Genomic DNA, 21,377 nt, shown 5'->3' with positions numbered 1-21,377 from the left:
ACCCGTCAGCGGGGGAAAGCCGTTGCGTCGAGGTCGAAGACGCGCCCGGGATTGAGAATGTTCTTCGGGTCGAGCGCAGTCTTCAGCCGCCGCATCGTGGCGATTTCGGCGTCGCTGCGCACCAGATGCAGCCACTGTTTCTTGTCGAGGCCAATGCCATGTTCGGCCGAAACGCCACCTCCCGCCGCCGCCACGCCGCTATAGACGATGCCGTACGCCGCCGCCGGATCGGTGGTGCGCACCTGGTAGTGCAGATTGCCATCGCCGAGATGGCCGAAGACATAAATGTCGGCACCGGGGTCAAAGGCGTGGATCGCGGTCTCAGCTTCTTGCAGGAACGCGCCCATCCGCGCCAAGGGAATGCTGATGTCGACACCGATCAGGCCTTTGATCGAAAACAGCACGCGATTGGCGTCTTCCCGCACGTCCCACAGCGCCCGGAAGTCGCGCGGCGACTGCGAGACGACGACATCGTCGACCACGCCATCCTCGACCGCCTGCATCAGGACTTCGGCGAAGCGCTCGCTGTCGCGCTCGGGCTCGCTGCCCTGGATTTCGGCCAGCACATAGACGGGTGAACCCGCCGGCAACGGCGCCGGCATAGCCATGCTGGCAGCCATCACGTCATAGAGTGGCGCGAAGTTGACCTCATAGGCGGACAATAACGGACCAAGCTTTTGCCGCAGCAGCCCGAGCAGGGCGATCGCCGCATCGAGCGAAGCGAGCGCACAGAAGGCGTTCACTTCGGAGGCCGGCTTCGGATGCAGCCTCAGCGCGGCGCGTGTGACGACGCCAAGCGTCCCTTCCGCGCCGATGAAGATCTGGCCGAGGTCGTAGCCGGAATTGTCCTTGGGCAGGCCTTTCAGCGATGTCAGCACACTGCCGTCGGCAAGCACGGCCTCCAGCCCCAGCACCTGCGCGCGGTACATGCCGTAGCGCAGCACTCGGATGCCGCCGGCGTTAGTGGCGATGTTGCCGCCGACCGTGGCCGAGCCGCGCGCGCCGATATCGACGCCGAACATCAACCCGGAACCGTCGGCCGCCTCCTGCACCGCTTGCAGCGTCGCGCCGGCTTCGGCGACGATACTGGCGGCTTGGGCGTCCGGCATGGCGAGGCCGCTCATGCGTTCCAGCGACAGCACGATCTCGCCAGGCTGGACCCGTGTGCCGCCAGCCAGCCCGGTGCGTCCGCCCTGGATGACGACCGGCTGGCTAAGAGCGTTGCACCCGGCGAGTGCGGCCGCGACACCAATAGTATCGCGCGGACGCAGCACAACTTCGGGCAAAGCTCCAAGTTTGCCGTCGGGATCGTCGCGATAGCGCTGGTCGACATCAGCGCCGGCAAGCACGCCGCCCGCGCCCAGCCGATCGCCAAGGGCGGACAACAGTCGTTGCGTTTCGGGCGACATCGGCTCAGGCGCCTGCTTGGCGAAGCGCGTCGTCTGCGTCCAGCGACCGGATGGGCCGATGAGTATTTCCGTCCGACACGCTCGCCATCCTTCAATTGCAGCCAGCCGATCCTATTCGGGATAGCTTGTCGCGCAAGTGATATCGCCTGCCCCGGGCGACACCGGCATCAATCACGGCAAGACGCGATTAATGCCGGCGCCACTGCGTCTGCTTACTGAAGCTTGGCCTGCAGCGCGTTGACGTCGTCGGTGGTCATTTCGCCGTCGGTGGTCACCTTGCCATCGATGATCTTCCACAGCCGGAACGGGCCGGTGATGTCGCCAAATTTGTCGAAGGCGACCGGGCCGATGACGCCTTCGTAGCGGATCGGCTTGCCATCCTTGATCAGGCCGAGCGCCTTGGCGAATTCCTCCTTGCCGGCAAAGATCGGCGTGCCGGCCGGATCGACCGCCTTGTACATGGCGTCCTTGATCTTGGCCGGATCCTCGGAGCCGGCAATGGCGATGGCCAGCCCGACAATGGCGCCGGCATCATAGGAACGGTCGGCCGCCGGATTGGAGGGTTCGATACCGGAGAATGCCTTGTAGTTCTTGGTGAAATACTCGGTCGATGCGGTCGGGCTGGTTCCCGACGACGTGCCATAGGCGTCCTTCAGATAGTCGGCGCCGACGGACTCGATGAAGTCAGGGCTGTTCATCCCGTCATTGAGCAGGAATTTCTGCACGCCGCCTTGCGAAATCCAGGTGCGGGCAACGGTCGCGCCGTCAACCGGGGTGCTGACCAGATAGAGGCCGTCCGGCTCGCCCGCCATCGCCGCAGTCACCTCCGAGGCATAGCTCGACTGCTTCTCGTTGTACGGCGTGTCGGAGACGATGGTGCCGCCGAGCGCTTTGTAGGCGCGCGAGAATTCGGCCACCATGTTGACGCCGAAATCATTGTTGACGTGGATGATCGACAGTTTCTTGAAGCCCTTGTCGATGGCGTATTTGGCGGCGGCCACACCTTGCAGCGCATCGGACGTGATGGTGCGGAAGAAGATGCCGTTGGTCTTGCCGTCGCGGCCGAGCGCGGTCAGCGTGGGCGAGGAGGATGCCGGCGAGACCTGGACGATCTTGGCAGGTGCTGTGACAGAGGTCAGGATCGGGATCGACACCGACGAAATGATGCCGCCGATGATGACCGGCACCTTCTTGACCTGCACCAGCTGGGTCGCGGCGTCGACGGCGATGTTGCCCTGGCTCTGGCTGTCGCGCGTATCGGTCACCAGATCGCAGCCGCGCACGCCGCCGGCTTCGTTGATGTCGCGAAAAGCCATTTCGACCGACTTGGCGCCGGCCTGGCCGTATTCGCCGGCCGGACCGGTCAGTTCCATGACAAGCCCGACGGTGATCTTGCAGTCGGCGGCCTGCGCGGCGCCCGCCAGCGTGACGAGAGCAAGCGCGGTGGTGAGTTGGAGTATCGTCTTTCTCATTGTTGTTCCCCTTTCGTTACTCGACCCTAAATTGATCTCTGGAGCCTGTTCAGCGTTCCGGCACCTGCAGCCAGGTTTCATGCAGGTGTCGCCATTCGACGCCGTTCGGCGCCGATGAACTGGTGGTGAAGACAGCGCTCGACTGACGGCGGCTTCGCTTACCGCCGCGCAACTGCGCCTCGACGTAAAGGACGACGATGGAGTCCTCGGTTTGCCAACCGGGCCGGATGTCCTCAATCGAAATGGCAAACCCGTCGTCGCATGTGGCGCGGCTGGAGCGGACATGATCGATCACAGCGTCACGATCGAGGATCTGGCCGCTCGGTGCGATCATGGTCAAGCCTTCGCCCATGACGCCTTCGAAGCGCGAGAAATTCACCGTGTCGGCGCGCGCGGCGACGAACCAGTCGACGAAGAAGCGATGCAGGCCGACGACCTCGGCGCTGGCCTGGGAAAATAGCGTGGGGCTGCTGGCGTTCATGTGCGGCCTGCGTTCAAATTGTAGTGCATGATCGAGCCGTGGCGGCCATGGCGGTCGCGCTCCAGTGTGTAGACGTCACCCAGGGGACCTTGGCTTTGCGCGATCACGGCCGCGATCTTCGCCCGGTCATCGGCGTCGAGCGCGACATCCATAATGCCAGCATTGGCGAGCGCATGGGCCTGGTTACGGGCGCCGACGATGACGGCGGCGACTCGCGGCTGCTTCAGCACCCAGGCGCTGGCGATGGTGGCGATGTCGACGCCGTGGCGGTCGCCAACGGCCTTCAATGCCCGGAGCAGCTGCTGGAACAGGTCCCAGCCGCCGAAATCATCGATGATCAGCTTGTATTTGACCAGCGAACGGTTCTCGAGGGGCGTGGTGGGTTCGGCAACCCCAAGCCATCTGTCGCTGAGGAAGCCGCCGGCCACTGAACCATAGCAGAGGAAGCTGACGCCGTTTTTCGCGGCAAGCTCGGCGAGGCTGTGTGCCGGCCGCTGATCAAGCACCGAATATTGCAGTTGCTGGCTGACCAGCGGAATGCCGGCGGCGAGGATTTCGGCGAGCCGCGGCGTGTCGAAATTGGTGGTGCCGAGATTGCGCACCTTGCCCTCGCGCCTAAGCTCATCGAGCCAACCCATTGCTTCGACATAGCGAGGCTGGTCATAGTCCCACCAATGAAACTGGACGAGATCGAGCCGTTCGGTCTTCAGCCTGCGCAGCGACTGCTCGACGATGCCCCTGATGTAGTCGCGGCTGATCGTTGCCAGCCGTTCAAGGTCGGGCACCAGCTTGGTGTGCACTTTCATTTTCGCGGCAACGTCGAGGCCGCGCTCGCTGGCCAGGCGCAGGCGCGCTGCGCCGATCAGTTCCTCGACGCCGGTGTAGATATCGGCGCAATCATAGGTCCAGATGCCGGCATCGAAAGTAGCGATCAGATCGGCCACCGCCTGGCTGCGGTCGATGGCGCCATGGCCGCCGGCAAGCTGCCAGCCGCCGCGAATGACGCGCGAAATGGTGTAGCCGGGGCCGAGTTCGAAAGTCTTTGCGGTCATCCCTTGTCATTCTCCTTCGGCAGCGGCACGGCCGTAGTCTGCGCATGGCTGAACCGCCGTTTGCCGGTCCTGACGATTCTGAGCCGGCTGGCGCAATTGGGATCGGGACAGGCGATCTCGGCGTCCGATGTCATCCAGTCATTGGCGTCGGTCGGCCGCTGCTTTGCCGCCAGCAGTGGCAGGACGGCGGCGAGTGAATAGATCGAAAAGCCCTGCCCCGCCGGCAGGGACAGCATCTCGCCCTTGAGTTCGAAAAAATCACCCGCCTTGGCGCCGCAATAGATCGGTTTGCCCTCGGGGATGACTGCCTCGACGCGAAGGTCGAAGAGCTCGAAACTGTCGTCGGCCATGTCAGGCCTCCACCAGGCTGAAGGTGACGTCGCAGGCGCCGTTGCGGCGGATGACACCGCAGGCGGCAGCGAACTGCTCACGCTCCTGCGGCAGCACCTGCGCCACCACGCTGCCGGCCAGCCAGCCGATCGGGAACAGAAGCCGCGCGCCCTGCCCGTAGAACAGGCCGATGTCGAAAATGGCATTGGGGTTGCCGCCCCACATGCGCGGCGGCACGTAGGACAGCACAATGTCGCCGAGCTGCGGCGTCAGCGTCGCGTTCTCCGCCGGCAATGGCTTGGCGAAGGACTGGCCTTCGAGATCGGTTGATGGAACCGGACAAGAAATCTCAGGTCCCGTCCACATGGCATGGATGCCGGGGACCACACGTGGGGCGGCGAGATACGCCAAAAGGAAAGCCGCGTTTTCCGGCGCCTTTTCGGGCAGCAGCAGCGCTGTCACGGAAAGCTTCGAGCGCGGTTCGGTGATCCTGATAGCCGGCTTGTTCATGTCTGGTCTTTCGCGGCGGCGGATTGAAGCTTGTCGCGCAGGAAGGCAAAGGGCCGGCTGATATCGGCCACCAGCGCCTCGCGCGCCGCTTGCGCATCCTGCTTTGCGAGCGCCGCGACGATGCGGCGGTGATAGTGCGCGGTGTCGACCTCGCCGGCGTCGGAAAAGGCGTAGATGGCAACGCGGATGCAAGGCCCCGATTGCAGCCACAGGCTTTCGATCATCGGGATCAGCACGGCCGAGCCGCAGCAGCGGTAGATCTCGAAATGGAAGCGCTGGTTGAGCGTCGCTTCGCGGTCGATATCCTTCTTGTGCTTCAGGGCCCGCATCTCGTCCCACTCGCCGAGCATGGCTTCAATCGAGGCGATCTGGCGCGGGTTCATGCGCGTGGCGGCAAGCGCGATCGCTTCGCCTTCGATGAGCGAACGGGCGCGCAGAAGGTCGTCGATACGGTCCAGCGTGATCGGCGGCACGCGCACCGAGCGGTTGGGCAGCGCCTCCAGCGCCTTTTCCGTGATCAGCCGGCCGAGCGCTTCGCGCACCGGCATGGTCGAAGTGACCAGCGCATCGGCAAGGCCGCGGATGGTCAGCACCTGATTTGGTTCGAAAAGGCCGCCGATCAAGGCGCGGCGCAATTCGGAATAGACGCGATCCTGCACGGTCTCGCGGCCGACCGGCGTAAGCTGGGCTGCGATTGTTTCGTTGGTTCGCTCGATGGCAGCCTTCTGCATTCCCGGCTTTTGCCCCGTTTTCGGCTTGCGGATGAAATTAAAGCCGAATAGCGTGATCAAAGCAAGTGTGATCACAAATCAAAAATCAGGAGACGGCGGTGATCGTCTTCGGCCAGAGGGTCTGATGAGCGAGGCAACCGAACGGCAGGGGAAGGAGACCCGTGCGCCGGTTCTGACGGCGAGAAATGTCGTCAGGCGGTTCGGCGGCCTTGTCGCCGTCAACGATGTCTCGTTTGACGTCAAAGCGGGCGAAATCCTCGGCCTGATCGGACCGAACGGCGCCGGCAAGACGACCATGTTCGACCTGCTGGCCGGCAGTATTTTGCCTTCCAGCGGTGACATCCTTATCAATGGCGCGCGCGTCTCCGGCGAAGCCGCGCATCTGCGCATCGGTCGTGGCCTTGGCCGTACCTTCCAGATCCCGCGCCCGCTGCCCAATCTGACGCTGATCGAAAACATCATGCTGGCGGCACAGGACCAGGCCGGCGAGAAACTGCTCGCCAATTTCGTCACGCCAAGGCGGGTAGCGGCACAGGAAAAGGCGGCCAGGGCAAAGGCGCTCGACCTTTTGGAGCTGGTGACCCTCACCCGTCTCGCGCATGAGCCGGCGCGTGTGCTGTCCGGCGGCCAGCGCAAGCTGCTCGAGCTTGCTCGCGTCATGATGGCCGACCCGGCGATCATCCTGCTCGACGAGCCGGCAGCCGGCGTCAACGCGACGCTGCTCGAAGTCATCATCGACCGCATCCGCGACATCAACGCGCGCGGCATCACCTTCCTGCTGATCGAGCACAATATCGACATGGTGACGCGGCTCTGTCACCGCGTTCTGGTCATGGCGAGCGGGCAATTGCTCAGCGAAGGCACTGCGGAAGAAGTCGCCCGCGACCCGCGCGTCATCGAGGCCTATCTCGGAGGCACGGCATGAGCGAAACCGTGCTCGATGTCCGCGATCTCGAAGCCGGCTACGAGCCCGGTGTGCCGATCGTGCGCGGTGCGTCGATCACCGTCAGAAAAGGCGAGATCGTCGTCGTCCTTGGCCCCAACGGCGCCGGCAAATCGAGCTTCATAAAAGCGATCGCCGGCCTCGTCCCGATCACCGGCGGCACCGTGCTCCTGGACGGCAAGGACATCACGACAGCACCCGCCCACACTATGGTGCGGCTTGGCCTGGCCTTCGTGCCGCAGACCGAGAACATCTTTCCGCTGATGTCGGTCGAGGACAATCTGAAAGTCGCCTGCGGCATCCTCGAGCGACGTGAAATCCCTGCGCGTATCGACGAGATGTATGCCGCCTTCCCGGATCTCGTGCGCCAGCGGCGCACCGCCGCCGGCAATCTGTCGGGCGGACAGCGACAAATGCTTGCTGTCGCCCGCGCGCTGATCGTCCATCCCAAGGTGCTGGTGCTGGATGAGCCGTCGGCCGGCCTGTCGCCGAAATTCGTGTCGATGGTGTTCGAGATGCTGGCCGGCATCCGCAAGTCCGGCGTCACCATCCTGCTGGTCGAGCAGAACGCCAAGGCTGCGCTGGCCATCGGCGACCGCGCCTATGTGCTGGTCGAAGGCAAGGACCGGCACGAGGGCGCCGCTTCCGAACTGTGGAACGATCCTGTGGTCGCCGAACTCTATCTCGGCCAGCGCCCGTCTCGCACCAGCAAGGGAGGCGTGGCATGAGCCTGCAATTTGTCGTCGACGGGTTACTGACGGGTTCGATGATCGGTCTTGGCGCCATTGGCGTGACGCTGACCTATTCGATCCTGCGCTTCTCGAATTTCGCTCATGGCGACTTCATGGCCTGGGGCACCTATGCGACTTTGGCCGTCGTCAGTGCCATTGGCGCCACCTTCGGCAAGGTGGCACCCATCGCGCCGCTGTCCTTCGGCTGGCCGCTCCTGGTTGCCCTGGTCGTCGGCATGGCCTTCACCGCCTTGCTGGCGTTGCTGCTCGACAGAGTGCTGTTCTCGCGGCTGCGCTCGCAGGGTCAGGCAATCATCGTGGTGATGGCGAGCTTCGGCGCCTCGATGGCGCTCAGAAGCCTGCTCGAATTCACCTTCACCTCGCGGCCGACCTATTTCAGCCGGGCGATCCAGATTGCCATGCCGGTCGGCTTCGGCATCCGCATTACGCCCGATCAGATCGCACTTCTGCTGCTGACCGCTGTGCTGGTGCTCGGCGTGCATCAGTTGATGACGCGCACGCAGACCGGCCGCGCCATGCAGGCGCTCAGCCAGAACGCGGCGCTGGCCCGCATCGTCGGCATCGATGTCGCCAGCGTCGTGCGTGTCACCTGGATCATCGGCGGTGCACTTGCCTGCGTCGCCGGCGTGATGATCGGCATTCTGGTGCAGATCCGTCCGTTCATGGGCTTCGACATGCTGCTGCCGATGTTCGCCGCCGCCATCCTCGGCGGCATCGGTAGCATTCCGGGCGCGGTGCTCGGCGGCTTGATCATCGGGCTGGCCGAAGCCGGCGCCGTGCAGCTGATCGGCGCCGAATGGCGCGCCGCCGTCTCCTTCATCATCCTGATGGCTGTGTTGTTCGTGCGGCCGATCGGCCTTTTCGGAGTTCGGGAAAGATGATCGATCTCATCGGTTATGGTGCCTTCTTCCTGACCACCGCGCTGATCTTTTCGCTGGTCACGCTGGGTCTCAATCTGCAGTGGGGGCTGACCGGCCTGTTCAATGTCGGCCTCGCCGGCTTCGTCGCCATCGGCGCCTATACCTCGGCCTTGCTGACCACGCCGGACGATGCCGCGCGGCTGGGTGGCTTCGGCCTGCCGATCCTTGCCGGCTGGCTTGGTGCGATGGTCGTCGGCGGCGTTGCCGCTGCCCTGACCGGCATGGCGACGCTGCGGCTGAGGTCCGACTATCTGGCGATCACCACCTTCGGCGTCGCCGTCGTCGTGCAACTGGTCGCGCTCAATGCGCAGAAGCTGACCGGCGGGCCGTTCGGCATCGGTTTCATCCCGCGTCCCTTCGGCAGCCTCGCCGAGACGCCGCTGCTGTTCAACCTGTCCAACCTTGCCGTCGTCGCGGCGGTCACCCTCGTCGCCTGCCTCGCGTTGGAGCATCTGACGCGCAGCCCTTGGGGACGCGTGCTGAAGGCGCTGCGCGAGGATGAGCGGGCGGCGATCTCGCTCGGCAAGAGCGCGCGTTTCTACCGCGTCCAGGCCTTTGCCGTCGGCGGCGCGATCATGGCCCTTGCCGGCGCGTTGCAGGCACATTTCACCGGCTTCATCGCGCCGGACAATTATTTGCCGATCCTGACCTTCCAGGTCTGGGTGATGCTGATCGTCGGCGGCTCGGGCAGCAATCTCGGCGCCGTCATCGGCAGCATCCTGGTCTGGGGGATATGGGCGGGGTCGGGCACATTCGCCAGTGTGCTGTTTGCGCCCGAGCAGCAGGCGCGTGCGGCCTCGCTGCAGATCGTCGCCATCGGCGTGATGCTCTGCGTCATCTTGCTGATGCGGCCGAACGGGCTGTTCGGCGACAGGCCGCTTCGCCCGCGCCTGGACAAGCGGGCGAAGGTGGCTGCCGGCAAAAGCGGCTCCGGTTCATGAATGCCCTGGTTCGATGCGAGACGCACGGCGCTTCGCTCTGGCACGCCGTCAGCCGCAGCCGCCGGGAACGGCCGGCGCAGCAAGGCGGGCTGGATGTCGATCTGGCCATCGTCGGCGGTGGGTTTTCCGGCCTGTCGACCGCGCTGCACGCCGCCGAAAAAGGCATCTCGGTCGCCGTCCTCGAGGCCGAAATCATCGCCTGGGGCGCGACCGGGAGGAATGCCGGTTTCGTCGTGCCGAACTTCGCCAAGATGGATCCCGACAGCATCGTTGCGCATCTCGGTTCCGAGCGCGGCGAACGCCTGATCGACTTTGCCGCCGGCAGTTCAGACCTGGTCTTTGGCCTGATCAGGCGACACGGCATCGACTGCGACGCCGTGCAGAACGGATGGATCCAGCCGGCGCATTCGCCTGCCGCGTTCGAGAAGGTCAAATCGCGCGCCGGGCAATGGGCACAGCGCGACCGGCCTGCGGTCACATTGGATCGACAAGACGTCGAGGCGCTGACCGGTGCACGCGGCTATGTCGGCGGGTGGATGGACCGCTCGGGTGGCGTGCTCAATCCGGTCGCCTATGCGAACGGACTGGCCGTTGCGGCGGAGAGGGCTGGCGCCAAGATCTTCGAGCGCACGCCGGTTACCTCGGTCGATCGCGTGGCCGATGGCTGGTCGCTGAAAACGCCATCGGGTTCGGTGCGTGCCGGCAAGGTGCTGATCGCCACCAACGCCTATGGCGGGTCGCTCAATCCGCTGCTGCAACGAAGCTATTTTCCGCTGAAGATTTTCCAGGTCGCGACCGAGCCTTTGCCCCGCGAAGTGCGGGCGCGGTTGCTTCCTGGCGGGCACGGCGTCGGCGACACCAGGCGCAATCTCTTCACCTTCCGCTTCGATGCCGACAACCGGCTGATCAGCGGCGGCATGCATATTCTGAGCGCCGGCGCCGACACACGTGTACCGCAGACAATCTGGCGGCGGCTGGCCAAGCGTCTCGACTTGCGAGACCTGCCACCGCTTGCCTATGGCTGGTCGGGAATGGCCGCGGTCGAACCGGATTTCCTGCCGCACCTCCTGGATCTGGGGCCGGGGCTGATCGCCGGCCGCGCCTGCAACGGGCGCGGCATCGCCATGACGACGGCGATGGGCAAGGTTCTGGCCGATTGGGCCGCCGGAACCGAGGCGCGTGATTTGCCGCTGCCATTCGCGCCGCCGGCGCCGATCCCCTTCCATGCGCTGCTGCGGCACGCGCCCAATGTGCTGCTCGGCTGGAGCATACTGCGCGACCGGCTGGACGAGACAGCGTAGGCCGGCCCAGCCGCCGTCCGGTCAGGCTGTCATGCGAAGATTTTCGGAGAGAACCGCGGCCGCCACGGCGATGTCCTGCTCGATGGAGACGCGGACAGCGGGACCATTGCGCTGCTCCAATGCAACAACAATACTGCGATGCGCGTCGTTCGACTGCGGAATGTAGCGATCGACTTGCATCAGCAGCTTGAGATAAGGACCCACCCGACCCCAGAGGTCGCGGATCATGTTCAAAAGGATCGGCGCGCCGGCATGTTGGTAGATGGCAAAGTGAAAGGCCTCGTTCAGAGCGAGATATACGCTGGCGTCGCCAGCCTCGATCGCGCGCTGCATACCGGCGAGCGTCGCCTGAATTTCGACCAGCCCGCTTTCGCTCATCCGCGTGGCGGCCATCTCACCCGCCAACCCCTCGACGGCAATACGGATATGGGTGAGTTCCTCGAAGGCGGGGGCCGACAGCAACGGCACGATGATCGAGCGGTTGTTCTGCATCTCGAGCAGCCGCTCGGCGACCAGCCTTTGCAGCGCCTCGCGGATCGGAGTCGTCGAGATGCCGAAGGTTTCGGCAAGCTTACGGATGACCAGGGTCTGGCCCGGGCTGAAGCCGCCTGAAATCAATTCCTGCTTGAGCGCGCGATAGGCGCGGTCGTTGAGGGTCTGATGTTCGAGCTTCAGCATGCGTTCCGATCACCAGTTCGACAAAGCGCGATCGAGCGTCTCGGCCAGTTGCTCGGCATTATCCCTGGCAAAGGGCAGCGGCGGCCTGATCTTCAGCACATTGCCGCGCGGACCGCAGGACGAGATCAGCACACCATCCTCGCGCATGGCTTCGACGACGGAAGATGTCTTGCTGGCGGCCAGCGCCTCGTCGCCGTCGGCCGTCAGTTCGACGCCGAAATAGAGGCCGTTGTGCCTGACGTCGCCGACCATGCCGTGACGGCCCTGCAGCGCGCGCAGCAGGTCAGCCGTGTAGGCGCCGACATTGTGCGCGTTCTCGATCAGCCCCTCGCCTTCGATCACGTCCAGCACCGCGATGCCGACGGCGGCAGCGACCGGATTGCCGCCGAAGGTGTTGAAATAACCGGTGTTGGAGCCGAAGGACGAGACAAGCGGCGGCCGCACGAGCACAGCACCCATCGGATGCCCGTCACCGATCGGCTTGCCCATGGTGACGATGTCGGGCTCGATGCCGTAATTGGCAAAACCCCACATGCCCTGGCCAAGGCGGCCGAAGCCGGACTGGACCTCATCGGCGATGACGATGCCGCCGGCCTTCCTGACGTGATCCGCCGCCTCGCGCATGACAGCCGCATTGGGGAAGAAAATGCCGTCGCTGGAAAAGGCCGAGTCGAGCAGCAGCGCCGCCGGGCGGATGTTTTGAGCGCGCATGTCCTCGATGGCGGCGGCGACATTCTTGGCGAAATCATCAGCGGCGCGACCGTGGTCGCGGAACGTGTCCGGCGCCGCCACGGTCCGGTGGTGCGCCGGCACGCCCTTCGCGCCGACCGCCGCCGGCGACAGCTGCGCGGTGGCGATCGTGGCGCCGTGATAGGCGAAATCGGTGATGATGACGCCGGTGCCGCCGCTCGAATGCTGGGCGATGCGGATGGCGAGGTCGTTGGCCTCGCTGCCGGTGCAGGTGAACATGGCATGGCCGAGTTGGGAGGGAACCGTGCCGAGCAGTTTTTCCGCATAGTCGAGGATGATCTCGCTCAAGTAGCGGGTATGGGTGTTGAGCGTTGCGGCCTGTCCCGACAGTGCCTCAACAACGCGCGGATGGCAGTGCCCGACCGAGGCGACATTGTTGTAGGCGTCGAGGAATTTGCGGCCTGTCGCATCGTAGAGCCAGACGCCGCTGCCGCGCACCAGATGAATCGGGTTGCGGTAGAAGGCGCGATAGGTCGGCCCGAGCAGCCTGGCGCGGCGTTCGAGCAGGGCCTGCTCGGATGCCGTCGAACCGGCATTTGCAGGATATGGCGAAGACTGGGACACGGGCATCTACTCCGGATTGGAATGGTCAAGGAAATAACGGCGGGCGTCAGCGGACGACAGCCCATCGAGCCGTTCGAGCGAAGTCCAGACTTCGGCGATGAGGCGCAGCACATAGTCGCGCTTGGCCGGGAACCGTTCCGCCTGCCAGCTGGCGATGTTGGCGATGAGCGCGAGGCGAGCGCGGATCAGATCGAAAAGGATGCCGATCTCTTCGCTCTCCAACGGCAGCACCGACTGGTAGCCGGCGACGAAGCGGGCTGCCGGCGCCAGCGGATGACCTTCAGCCGGCCAGCGGTAGACGGCGCCGATGGCGAGGTCGCAGATCAGCGGCGAATGGATCATGTCGCCGAAATCGAGAATGCCGCTGACCACCTCCGGCCGCGACGCGTCCATCACCACATTGTAGGAGTTCATGTCGTTGTGGACGATCTGGGCGCGCAGGCTCGGAATGACCGGCGCTGCATGCTCCTCGAAGGCATCGATGACGCGCTCGACCATGGCGCGGTGGCCGGCATCGGCGATATGCGCCAGCATCGGCCGCGTCTTGGCGACCTTGCGTATGTCCCAGAGCAGGTCGCTGCCGGCGGCCGGGTGGAAGAAGCCGCGCAGCGCCCGGCCGAGCCGGGCAAGGAAAATGCCGAGATTGCGATCCTGCGCCGCCGATGTGGGCGAGCGCGACAGCAGTTGGCCGGGCAGGTAGGTGACCAGCCGGATGATGCGCGGCGCCGACCCATCGACGCTGACGATGAACTGCGCTTCGCCCCCAAGGCTCTTGCGCACCGAAGGGACCGGCAAGGTCGGGTCGACCGCCAGGATGTGGTCGAGCGCCTTGTTCTGGAAATCGGTGAAGCCGGCCTCCTCCGCCGGATGGGAAACTTTCAGGACGAACTCGCCCTCGCCTTCGGTCTGGATGTGGAAATTGTGGTCACGTTCGCCCGGCAGCGGACGCGCGCTGCCGGTGAGGCCGTAGTGCCGGCGCAAAATGGCGAGCGCGTCGGCGGTCGAGACATCGGGCGCGTCCTCGGCGAGCGTTTCGCCAAAGGCGTCAGGCACGGGCGCATTCATGAGTTCACCTCTGGATCGATCGGCTCGAGGCCGCACCAGTCGGCGATGAACAGCGCGATGGTCTGGGTGACCTTGCGCACCGAGTCGAGATCGACGGCCTCGTCATAGCCATGCGGCATGCGGCAGATCGGGCCGTAGACGATCGCCGGCGTGTCGGCATAGAGGCCGAAGAAGCGGGCATCCGTCGTCGCCGAGGTAACGTGTTCCGTCAGCGGCTCGCCCCAGACGGCGGTATGGCTGCGGCGCAGCACGGCTTCTATCTCGTCCGCGCCCTCCAAAACATAACCCTCGGCCATGAAGCCGATATAGCTCATCTTGGGCGGACGATTGGCGAGGAAGGGATCGGCACGGGCCGCATCGGCGATGCAGGCTTCGAGTTCGGCCCTGGCGTCTTCGAGTTTCTGGCCGGGATAGGTGGCGACCCGCATCTCGAAGACGCAGCGCGCCGGAACACTCGATGTCCACTCGCCGCCCTCGATCTTGCCGAGATTGAAGCGGATCGGGTGCGGATGATCGCAAAAATGCGGGTCATCGACCTTGCGCGCATTCCAGACGATTTCGAGCCGCTTCAGCGCCTGGATGATGAGAAAGGCCTTTTCGATGGCATTGGCGCCGGCCGAGAAAGCGCCCGACGCATGCTGCGGATCGCCGTCGACCTCGACCCTGAACCAGATTGGCCCGACCTGCGCGCGCATCAAGCGCGGTTCCAAGGGTTCGGGAATGAAGGCGGCGTCGGCGCGGTAGCCGCGTTGCAGGCAGGCCAGCGCGCCATTGCCGGTGCATTCCTCCTCGACCACCGACTGGAGGTAGACATTCGCGGCCGGCTGATAGCCGAGGCTGCGCAAGGCGGCGAGCGCATAGAGACAGGCCGACAGGCCGGCCTTCATGTCGCCGGCGCCGCGGCCATGCATCCAGCCGTCCTCGATCGCCGGGTCATAGGGATCGCGCACCCAGCGGTCGAGCGGCCCCGTCGGCACCACGTCGATATGGCCGTTGAGGATCAGCGAGCGGCCGGTGGCGTTTCTCGGTGTGTGGGTGGCGACGACGTTGAAGGCATCGTCATAGGAAACCGCAACCGGTGAAAACCCCGGAAGGTCGCGGATTGCGTCGACATCGACGCGCCACATGTCAACCGTATAGCCACCGGCCTCGTAGGCGGCCGCCATGAAGGATTGCGCGGTGTGCTCCTCGCCGCGCTGGGAAGGAAAGCGCACGAGGTCCGCCAGGAACGCGACTTGCCGCGCGAAGCCGTCATCGACCGCGTGCAAAATGGCTTCGTCCGCAATTCGCTTAAGCATGATATTCCGCTTTCTAATGAATGGTGTATCATATCTCATATGCCATATCCTGGAAAGGCAAAGAGACAGGTCGGGCCAAAACCATGGCCCAACCCGGGAAGCTCTTGGCAGGCGGGCGCAGAGTTGGCATCAGCTTACTGAATGCCGGTGAGACTGCTTTGGCAGAGATCGAGGACAGATGCTGGTCACCGAAGGCGCATTGCCGGATGAAGTCACCGACCTGTCGGCCGGCTACCGGCGCGTGCCGGCCGGCAAGATCGTCAATGCGGTGACATGGATGGAAGCGCGTGCCCCGGCACCGGGTCTCGCCCAACCTTTGGCGATGACCCGGATCAGCAAGCCCGACAGCGCCGCCTACCGCGCGATCTTCCTCGAGATCGGCGCTCCCTGGCTGTGGGACCGCGCCGCCGAGATGTCGGATGCCGAAATATCAGTGCACCTCGCCGATCCGCGCCAGCACCTCTATTACGGCCATGACGACAGCGGCGGCCATGTCGGCATGGTCGAGTTCCGCGTGGCCGACGACAACGAAGTCGAGATCACCTATTTCGGCCTGCTCCCCGGCTTGACCGGCCGTGGCCTCGGCAAACGATTGATGGCCGGCGCGCTCGACCAGGCATGGCGCCTCGGCCCCGGCCGCATCTGGCTGCACACCAGCAGCTTCGATCATCACAGCGTCATCGGTTTCTACCGGGCTTGCGGGTTCCAGCCCTATGCGGCCGGTTTCGAAATCACCGACGATCCGCGGGTCAAGGGAACCCTGCCGCGCGATGCCGCCCCGCAAATCCCGTTGATCGAAACGGAATGGGTGCCCGGCGCCTGAGACCGCTTTCGCAACCCGCCCCAGCCAGGTGCCGTCAGGGCGTCCGCGGCGCCGGCAGCCGCTCGCGCAATTCGTCGACGAGCACCCTGGTGTTTTCGGAATAGTCGATGGGCACGACGACGAGATGCACGCCGCCGCCGGTGAAGGCCTGTTCCAGCGCCGGCCGCAAATCGGCGATCTCTGCAACCCTGGTTCCCTTGGCGCCATAGGCCTCGGCGTATTTGACGAAATCGGGATTGCCGAAGGTCATGCCGAAATCCGGGAAATCGTCGACCGCTTGCTTCCAGCGGATCATGCCATAGGCATGGTCTTCCAGCAGCAGGATGACGAGGTTGAGCTTCAGCCTGACGGCGGTCTCCAGTTCCTGGCTGTTCATCATGAAGCCGCCATCGCCGCAAATGGCCATGACACGGCGCCGGGGATAGAGCAGTGACGCCATCATCGCGGATGGCAGGCCGGCGCCCATCGTGGCCAGCGCATTGTCGAGCAGCAGCGTGTTTGCCATGCGCGTGCGGTAGTTGCGGGCGAACCAGATCTTGTACATGCCGTTGTCGAGGGCGAGGATCCCATCCGCAGGCATGATGGCGCGCACGTCATGCACGATGCGCTGCGGCGTGAAGCGGTCTTCGGTGGCGCGCGCCGCGATGCGGCTCAAAATGCCTTCCCTGAGCGGCAGCAAGGCCTGCGCGTTGGGGATCTTGCCCTCGATGCGGTCAGCCAGCAGCGCCAGCGATGGACCGAGGTCGCCGACGATCTCGGCCTGCGGGAAATAGACCTGCTCGACATCGGCCGAGTGGTAGCCGACATGGATGACCTTCGGCCCGTTGGCGCCCATGATGAAGGGCGGTTTCTCCACCGTGTCGTGGCCGATGGTGATGATCAGATCGGCCTGTTCGATCGCCTCGTGCACATAGTCGCGCTCCGACAGGGCCGCCGTCCCCATATAGAGTTCAGTGCCGCCGGGCACAGTGCCCTTGCCCATCTGCGTGGTGAAATAGGGTATCTGCGTGCGCAGCACGAATTGGGCGACATCGGGGGTGACACGCGGCCGCGACGCCGCCGCGCCGAACATGAGCAGTGGACGCTTGGCCTCCATGATCATGCGGGCGGCGCGATCGAGCGCGTCCGCGCTGGCCAGCGGCAGTTCGACCGGATGCGTCGGCACCAGCGCCACCGGCTCGCATTTCGCCGCCGCAATGTCTTCGGGCAGTTCCAGATGCACCGGACCGGGTCGCTCTTCCTGGGCAACGCGGAAGGCCTCGCGCACCAGCGAGGGGATCATCTTCGGCGAGACGATCTGGCGCGACAGCTTGGTCAGCGGCTTCATCGCCGCGACGATGTCGACGATCTGGAAGCGCGCCTGCCGCGACGACAATATGCCTTTCTGACCAGTGATCATGATCATCGGCATCGCGCCGAGCAGCGCATAGGCCGCGCCGGTCGTCAGATTGAGCGCGCCGGGGCCTAGCGTGGTGATGCACACGCCTGCTTTGCCGGTGAGCCTGCCATAGGTGGCGGCCATGAAGGCGGCCGCCTGCTCGTGGCGGGTCAGGATCAACTGGATCGACGAGCGGTGGATCGATTCGACGATGTCGAGATTCTCCTCTCCCGGAATGCCGAAAATCCGGTCGACCCCTTCATTCTCGAGGGCCGCCACGAACATATCCGAACCTTTGGTCATGAACCGCCTCTCCTGCAATGCGCACAGTCCGCCTCCATATGGCATTGGAAAGCGGCGCCTCAAAGAGCGCAAGCCTGCTCTGTTGGCGATCACCCCATCAGTTTCGGCAAAGCGGCCGTCAGCGCATCGACGGCGAGCCTAACCTTGAGCGGCAGATGCGGCGTCTGCAGCCAGAGCGCGTGGCAGTCGTAGGGATAGCGCGGCTGGTCCGGCAACAGCGCCACCAGCGCGCCGGCCTTGATGCGTTCGCGAACCAGCCAATAAGGTAGCCACGCCAGGCCCATACCGTCGACCGCTGCGTCGGCGATGGCATCGAGATCGTCGAGCCGCAGCCGGCCACTGGGGATGATCTCCTGTGCGGATTGCCCTTCACGCGCAAACAGCCAGGGTTGAACGACCTGGCCGAGCCGGCGATAGACGATTGCCTGATGGTCGGCGAGGTCTTCGATCCGCCGCGGCTCACCGTGAAGTCTGAGATAGGAGGGCGCGGCACAGACAACCATGCCCTGGCGTGCAACGCGGCGCGCGATCACGCCGGCCTTGTCCTCAAGGTCGCCGGTGCGGATGGCAAGGTCAAAGCCGTCCTCCGCGAGATCGGCGAAGCGGTCGCTGAGTGACAGGTCGAGTTCCAGCATCGGATAGTGCCGCGCCAGCTTCAGCAGCACGGGGGTGACGCAGTGGCGGCCGAAATGCGCCGGCATGGTGACGCGCAGTCTGCCGCGCGGTTCCGAAAACTGGTCGGCGGCGAGCGCATCGGCGGCTTCCGCCTCGGCCAGTACGATGCGGCAGCGTTCGTAATAGGCGCGGCCGAAATCAGTCAGGCTCTGGCGGCGCGTGGTGCGGTTGATGAGACGAACCCCCAGCCGATCTTCGAGAAAGCGGACATGCTTGCCCACCATCGGCCCAGACAGGTCGAGCGCCACCGCAGCAGCCGCGAACGAGCCAAGGTCGACCGCCTTGACGAACACGGCCATGCTCTCGAGCCTATCCATATTCGAAACCTCTGGTTTCTACTGCTTTATCCTTACGTCCATTTATCGATGAACTCTTTGGCTGCATAGCTCATTCGGCTCAGATAATTTGGAGTAACCCGAATGGCACGTGTTGTCCGCTTCCACCGGCATGGCGATCCCGAAGTCCTGCGCATCGAGGATATCGAACTTCCTCCACCGGGTCCGGGCGAGGTGCAAATCCGCGTCAAGGCGCTCGGCCTCAATCGCGCTGAGGCGCTGCTGCGCGCGGGCAGCTATATCGAGACTCCGCCCCTGCCCTCCGGACTTGGTCTCGAGGCGGCGGGCGTTGTCGAAACAGTAGGCGAAGGCGTGAAGGATTTCGTCCCGGGCGACGCTGTCAGCGTCATCCCGCCGCAATCGATGGTGCGCTGGCCGGCTTACGGCGAGCTGGTCACCTATCCCGCCGGGCTCATCGTCAAGCACCCATCGTCGCTCGACTGGCAGACAGCGGCGGCTGTCTGGATGCAATATCTCACCGCCTATGGCGCCCTGACCGACATCGCCAGACTGAGCAGTGGAGATGCTGTCGTCATCACCGCGGCCTCAAGCAGCGTCGGGCTTGCCGCGATCCAGATCGCCAACAAAATTGGCGCGACAGCGATCGCGGTGACGCGGACCTCGGCCAAGAAACAGGCCCTACTCGATGCCGGAGCGGCGCATGTTGTCGTCCTGGCGGAGGAGGATCTCACCGCACGGCTGAACGCAATCACCGGACCGCGAGGCGTGCGCGTCGTGCTCGATGCAATTGGCGGTCCAATCTTCGAGCCGCTGACGGCGGCAATGTCAAAGGGCGGCATTCTCATCGAATATGGCGGGCTGAGCGGCGAGCCGACGCCGTTCCCGTTGGCTGCCGTGTTGAGCAAGACGCTGACGCTGCGTGGTTATCTCGTCCACGAGATCACCGGCGCCCCGGAGAAGCTGGAGATCGCCAAGGCGTTCATCCTCGAAGGCCTGGAAACCGGCACGCTGAGGCCGATCATCGACCGGAGCTTTGCCTTCAACCAGATCGTCGAGGCGCATCGCTATCTCGAATCGAACGAGCAGTTCGGCAAGATCATCGTGACGATCTGAGCAACGACGAACAAATCATTCTTGCCTGCATTACCGCCCTTGAAGGCCTGGCTCCGCATTCCTAACTGTCTGATGCGGGCCGGGCCCCTCTGACGATCGCTTCTGGTGATTGTGATGTCGGACCGCTTTAACGGGCCCGTTTCCAGCCTTTCGGTCAAGCGGGCTCAATCCTTTCGGTTTGGAGCCCCGCATGACATCTTCCCTCCTTGGTCTGGTTTGCCCCTCCTGCCGCGTCGCGCTCGTGATGAGCGAACGCCAGGGTATCGAGATCGACTATTGTCCGCAGTGCCGTGGCGTCTGGCTTGATCGAGGCGAACTCGACAAGATCATCGAGCGTTCCGGCAGGGAGGCATCGCCCGCGCCGCAGCCACAGCCGGCCGCCTTCTCCCAGCCGCAACATGCCCGCGATGACGATTATTCGCGCTCGCAGGGCCACCGCTATCCCAAGCGGAAGAAATCCTTCTTCGAAGAATTGTTCGATTGACGTCCGGCGCCTGCTGAAAATTTTTCCAGAAGCCACATCGATAAAGGTCCACCCCGATGATGTCTCGCACCAGCCGATTTGTAACCCTGTTTGCCGGACTGTTCCTCACATTCTCCATGGTCGCGATCGATCATGCCGAGGCTCGGCGCGGCGGCAGCTTCGGCAGTCGCGGCACGCGAACGTTCCAGTCGGCGCCGCCGACCAGGACCGCGCCGACGCCGATCGCTCCGGTCGAGCGTTCGATGACACCCAACACCGGTGTGAACTCTGCCGCCCGGCAACCGCAGGCCGGCCCGCAGAGGCCCGGCTTCATGAGCGGCTTCGGCGGAACGATGATGCGCGGGCTACTGATCGGCGGCCTGATCGGCCTGCTCCTGGGCCAAGGCTTCGGCGGCCTGGCCGGCATGTTCGGCTTCCTGCTTCAGGCCCTGCTCATCGGGGGCGCGATCATGCTGGCCATCCGCTTCTTCCGCTCCCAGTCGGCGCAAAGCCCCGCCCCGGCGCTCGCTGGTGCCGGCAACGCCCAGGCATCGCGATTTGAAAACCGCGCTGCAGTACAGCAGCAGACGGCGGGCTCATTCACGATCCCCGGCTTTGGCGGCGGTTCGGGCGGAGGCTCTCCGGCCGCCGATTCCGAAGAGATCCGGCTGGCACAAACTGACCTCGATGCATTTCAGCAGTTGCTGACAGACGTCCAGGAAGCGTTCGGGCGCGAAGACCATGCCGCCCTGCGCCGGGCGACAACGCCCGAGATGGTGTCCTATCTCTCAGAAGAGCTGGCCGACAATGCCCAGAAAGGTCTCAGGAACGAGGTCTCCGACATCACCTTGCTGCAGGCCGATATCGCCGAAAGCTGGCGCGAGGATGACCATGACTACGCAACGGCCGCGCTACGCTACGAGTCCCGCGACGTGATGCGCGAACGGGCCAGCGGCAAGGTGGTCGAGGGCGACGAAGACCATCCGACAGAGACAACCGAACTGTGGACATTCACCCGTCAGAATGGCTCGAACTGGAAGCTCTCGGCCATACAACAGGCCTGAGCCCGACCGTTGTAACGGCGTCGCGGGCGCCTCAGCGCACGATCCTGACCCACATCGGCGCGCCG

Annotated in this window: 22 protein-coding genes; 9 read left to right on the top strand and 13 right to left on the bottom strand. The window is 64.5% G+C overall.

Annotated elements, in window-relative coordinates:
• Positions 1–5 precede the first annotated feature (5 nt).
• The 7 genes from ACWGS8_RS15875 to ACWGS8_RS15845 all read right to left on the bottom strand — a co-directional run bounded on the left by ACWGS8_RS15875 (position 6) and on the right by ACWGS8_RS15845 (position 5,985).
• Positions 6–1,409 (bottom strand): FAD-binding oxidoreductase, encoded by a 1,404-nt coding sequence (locus ACWGS8_RS15875; protein ID WP_454581813.1) that lies wholly within the window; start codon positions 1,407–1,409, stop codon positions 6–8.
• Between the two features lie 212 nt (positions 1,410–1,621).
• Entirely contained in the window at positions 1,622–2,881 is a 1,260-nt protein-coding gene (locus ACWGS8_RS15870) for an ABC transporter substrate-binding protein (protein WP_454581812.1), read from the bottom strand.
• A 49-nt stretch (positions 2,882–2,930) separates the two neighbouring features.
• Positions 2,931–3,362: a hypothetical protein gene (locus ACWGS8_RS15865; RefSeq protein ID WP_454581811.1), complete on the bottom strand. Its 432-nt coding sequence runs from the start codon at positions 3,360–3,362 to the stop codon at positions 2,931–2,933.
• Positions 3,359–4,414 carry an aldo/keto reductase gene (locus tag ACWGS8_RS15860; RefSeq protein ID WP_454581810.1) on the bottom strand — a complete coding sequence of 352 codons (1,056 nt, stop codon included), beginning with the start codon at positions 4,412–4,414 and terminating at the stop codon, positions 3,359–3,361. The genes ACWGS8_RS15865 and ACWGS8_RS15860 overlap by 4 nt, the downstream gene beginning before the upstream one ends.
• Entirely contained in the window at positions 4,411–4,764 is a 354-nt protein-coding gene (locus ACWGS8_RS15855) for a TIGR04076 family protein (protein WP_454581809.1), read from the bottom strand. The genes ACWGS8_RS15860 and ACWGS8_RS15855 overlap by 4 nt, the downstream gene beginning before the upstream one ends.
• Before the next feature lies 1 nt (position 4,765).
• Entirely contained in the window at positions 4,766–5,254 is a 489-nt protein-coding gene (locus tag ACWGS8_RS15850; protein ID WP_454581808.1) for a DUF3830 family protein, read from the bottom strand.
• Complete coding sequence (locus ACWGS8_RS15845; protein WP_454581807.1) at positions 5,251–5,985, bottom strand: GntR family transcriptional regulator; 735 nt, start codon at positions 5,983–5,985, stop codon at positions 5,251–5,253. Before ACWGS8_RS15845 ends, ACWGS8_RS15850 begins: the two co-directional genes overlap by 4 nt.
• A 124-nt stretch (positions 5,986–6,109) precedes the next feature.
• Here ACWGS8_RS15845 and ACWGS8_RS15840 point away from each other — a divergent pair, with 124 nt between their 5' ends.
• The 5 genes from ACWGS8_RS15840 to ACWGS8_RS15820 are packed head-to-tail and all read left to right on the top strand — an operon-like array spanning position 6,110 to position 10,842.
• A complete protein-coding gene (locus ACWGS8_RS15840; protein ID WP_454581806.1) occupies positions 6,110–6,910 on the top strand; it encodes an ABC transporter ATP-binding protein in 801 nt (266 codons plus the stop codon).
• A complete protein-coding gene (locus ACWGS8_RS15835; protein WP_454581805.1) occupies positions 6,907–7,656 on the top strand; it encodes a branched-chain amino acid ABC transporter ATP-binding protein in 750 nt (249 codons plus the stop codon). Before ACWGS8_RS15840 ends, ACWGS8_RS15835 begins: the two co-directional genes overlap by 4 nt.
• Positions 7,653–8,561, top strand: a complete 909-nt coding sequence (locus ACWGS8_RS15830) for a branched-chain amino acid ABC transporter permease (protein ID WP_454581804.1) — start codon at positions 7,653–7,655, stop codon at positions 8,559–8,561. Before ACWGS8_RS15835 ends, ACWGS8_RS15830 begins: the two co-directional genes overlap by 4 nt.
• Positions 8,558–9,541, top strand: a complete 984-nt coding sequence (locus ACWGS8_RS15825; protein ID WP_454581803.1) for a branched-chain amino acid ABC transporter permease — start codon at positions 8,558–8,560, stop codon at positions 9,539–9,541. Before ACWGS8_RS15830 ends, ACWGS8_RS15825 begins: the two co-directional genes overlap by 4 nt.
• On the top strand, positions 9,538–10,842 hold the full coding sequence (locus ACWGS8_RS15820; protein ID WP_454581802.1) for an NAD(P)/FAD-dependent oxidoreductase: 1,305 nt from the start codon (positions 9,538–9,540) through the stop codon (positions 10,840–10,842). Before ACWGS8_RS15825 ends, ACWGS8_RS15820 begins: the two co-directional genes overlap by 4 nt.
• Before the next feature lie 21 nt (positions 10,843–10,863).
• Here the strand turns inward: ACWGS8_RS15820 and ACWGS8_RS15815 are convergent, their stop codons facing one another.
• From ACWGS8_RS15815 to ACWGS8_RS15800, 4 genes are read right to left on the bottom strand one after another with little or no spacing between them, the layout of a single operon-like run.
• Positions 10,864–11,520 (bottom strand): GntR family transcriptional regulator, encoded by a 657-nt coding sequence (locus tag ACWGS8_RS15815; RefSeq protein ID WP_454581801.1) that lies wholly within the window; start codon positions 11,518–11,520, stop codon positions 10,864–10,866.
• Positions 11,521–11,529: 9 nt separating this feature from the next.
• Positions 11,530–12,840 carry an aspartate aminotransferase family protein gene (locus ACWGS8_RS15810; protein WP_454581800.1) on the bottom strand — a complete coding sequence of 437 codons (1,311 nt, stop codon included), beginning with the start codon at positions 12,838–12,840 and terminating at the stop codon, positions 11,530–11,532.
• A complete protein-coding gene (locus ACWGS8_RS15805; RefSeq protein WP_454581799.1) occupies positions 12,841–13,899 on the bottom strand; it encodes a phosphotransferase in 1,059 nt (352 codons plus the stop codon).
• Entirely contained in the window at positions 13,896–15,197 is a 1,302-nt protein-coding gene (locus ACWGS8_RS15800; RefSeq protein ID WP_454581798.1) for an ArgE/DapE family deacylase, read from the bottom strand. The genes ACWGS8_RS15805 and ACWGS8_RS15800 overlap by 4 nt, the downstream gene beginning before the upstream one ends.
• A 178-nt stretch (positions 15,198–15,375) precedes the next feature.
• Here ACWGS8_RS15800 and ACWGS8_RS15795 point away from each other — a divergent pair, with 178 nt between their 5' ends.
• The gene (locus ACWGS8_RS15795) at positions 15,376–16,020 is read left to right on the top strand and encodes a GNAT family N-acetyltransferase (RefSeq protein ID WP_454581797.1); all 645 of its coding nucleotides are present in this window, start codon (positions 15,376–15,378) and stop codon (positions 16,018–16,020) included.
• Positions 16,021–16,054: 34 nt separating this feature from the next.
• On the opposite strand, the gene ACWGS8_RS15790 is transcribed toward ACWGS8_RS15795, so the two are convergent.
• Both ACWGS8_RS15790 and ACWGS8_RS15785 read right to left on the bottom strand, forming a co-directional pair.
• Positions 16,055–17,701, bottom strand: coding sequence for an acetolactate synthase large subunit (locus tag ACWGS8_RS15790; protein WP_454581796.1), 1,647 nt, complete (start codon positions 17,699–17,701; stop codon positions 16,055–16,057).
• An 89-nt stretch (positions 17,702–17,790) separates the two neighbouring features.
• On the bottom strand, positions 17,791–18,693 hold the full coding sequence (locus ACWGS8_RS15785) for a LysR family transcriptional regulator (RefSeq protein ID WP_454581795.1): 903 nt from the start codon (positions 18,691–18,693) through the stop codon (positions 17,791–17,793).
• Between the two features lie 102 nt (positions 18,694–18,795).
• Here ACWGS8_RS15785 and ACWGS8_RS15780 point away from each other — a divergent pair, with 102 nt between their 5' ends.
• The 3 genes from ACWGS8_RS15780 to ACWGS8_RS15770 all read left to right on the top strand — a co-directional run bounded on the left by ACWGS8_RS15780 (position 18,796) and on the right by ACWGS8_RS15770 (position 21,312).
• Positions 18,796–19,785: a zinc-dependent alcohol dehydrogenase family protein gene (locus ACWGS8_RS15780; RefSeq protein ID WP_454581794.1), complete on the top strand. Its 990-nt coding sequence runs from the start codon at positions 18,796–18,798 to the stop codon at positions 19,783–19,785.
• A gap of 190 nt (positions 19,786–19,975) precedes the next feature.
• The gene (locus tag ACWGS8_RS15775; protein ID WP_454581793.1) at positions 19,976–20,269 is read left to right on the top strand and encodes a TFIIB-type zinc ribbon-containing protein; all 294 of its coding nucleotides are present in this window, start codon (positions 19,976–19,978) and stop codon (positions 20,267–20,269) included.
• A 56-nt stretch (positions 20,270–20,325) separates the two neighbouring features.
• Positions 20,326–21,312 (top strand): Tim44 domain-containing protein, encoded by a 987-nt coding sequence (locus ACWGS8_RS15770; protein WP_454581792.1) that lies wholly within the window; start codon positions 20,326–20,328, stop codon positions 21,310–21,312.
• Positions 21,313–21,377 lie beyond the last annotated feature (65 nt).

Source organism: Mesorhizobium sp. 43Arga (assembly GCF_053714255.1).
This window is presented reverse-complemented; position numbering and strand designations above follow the sequence as displayed.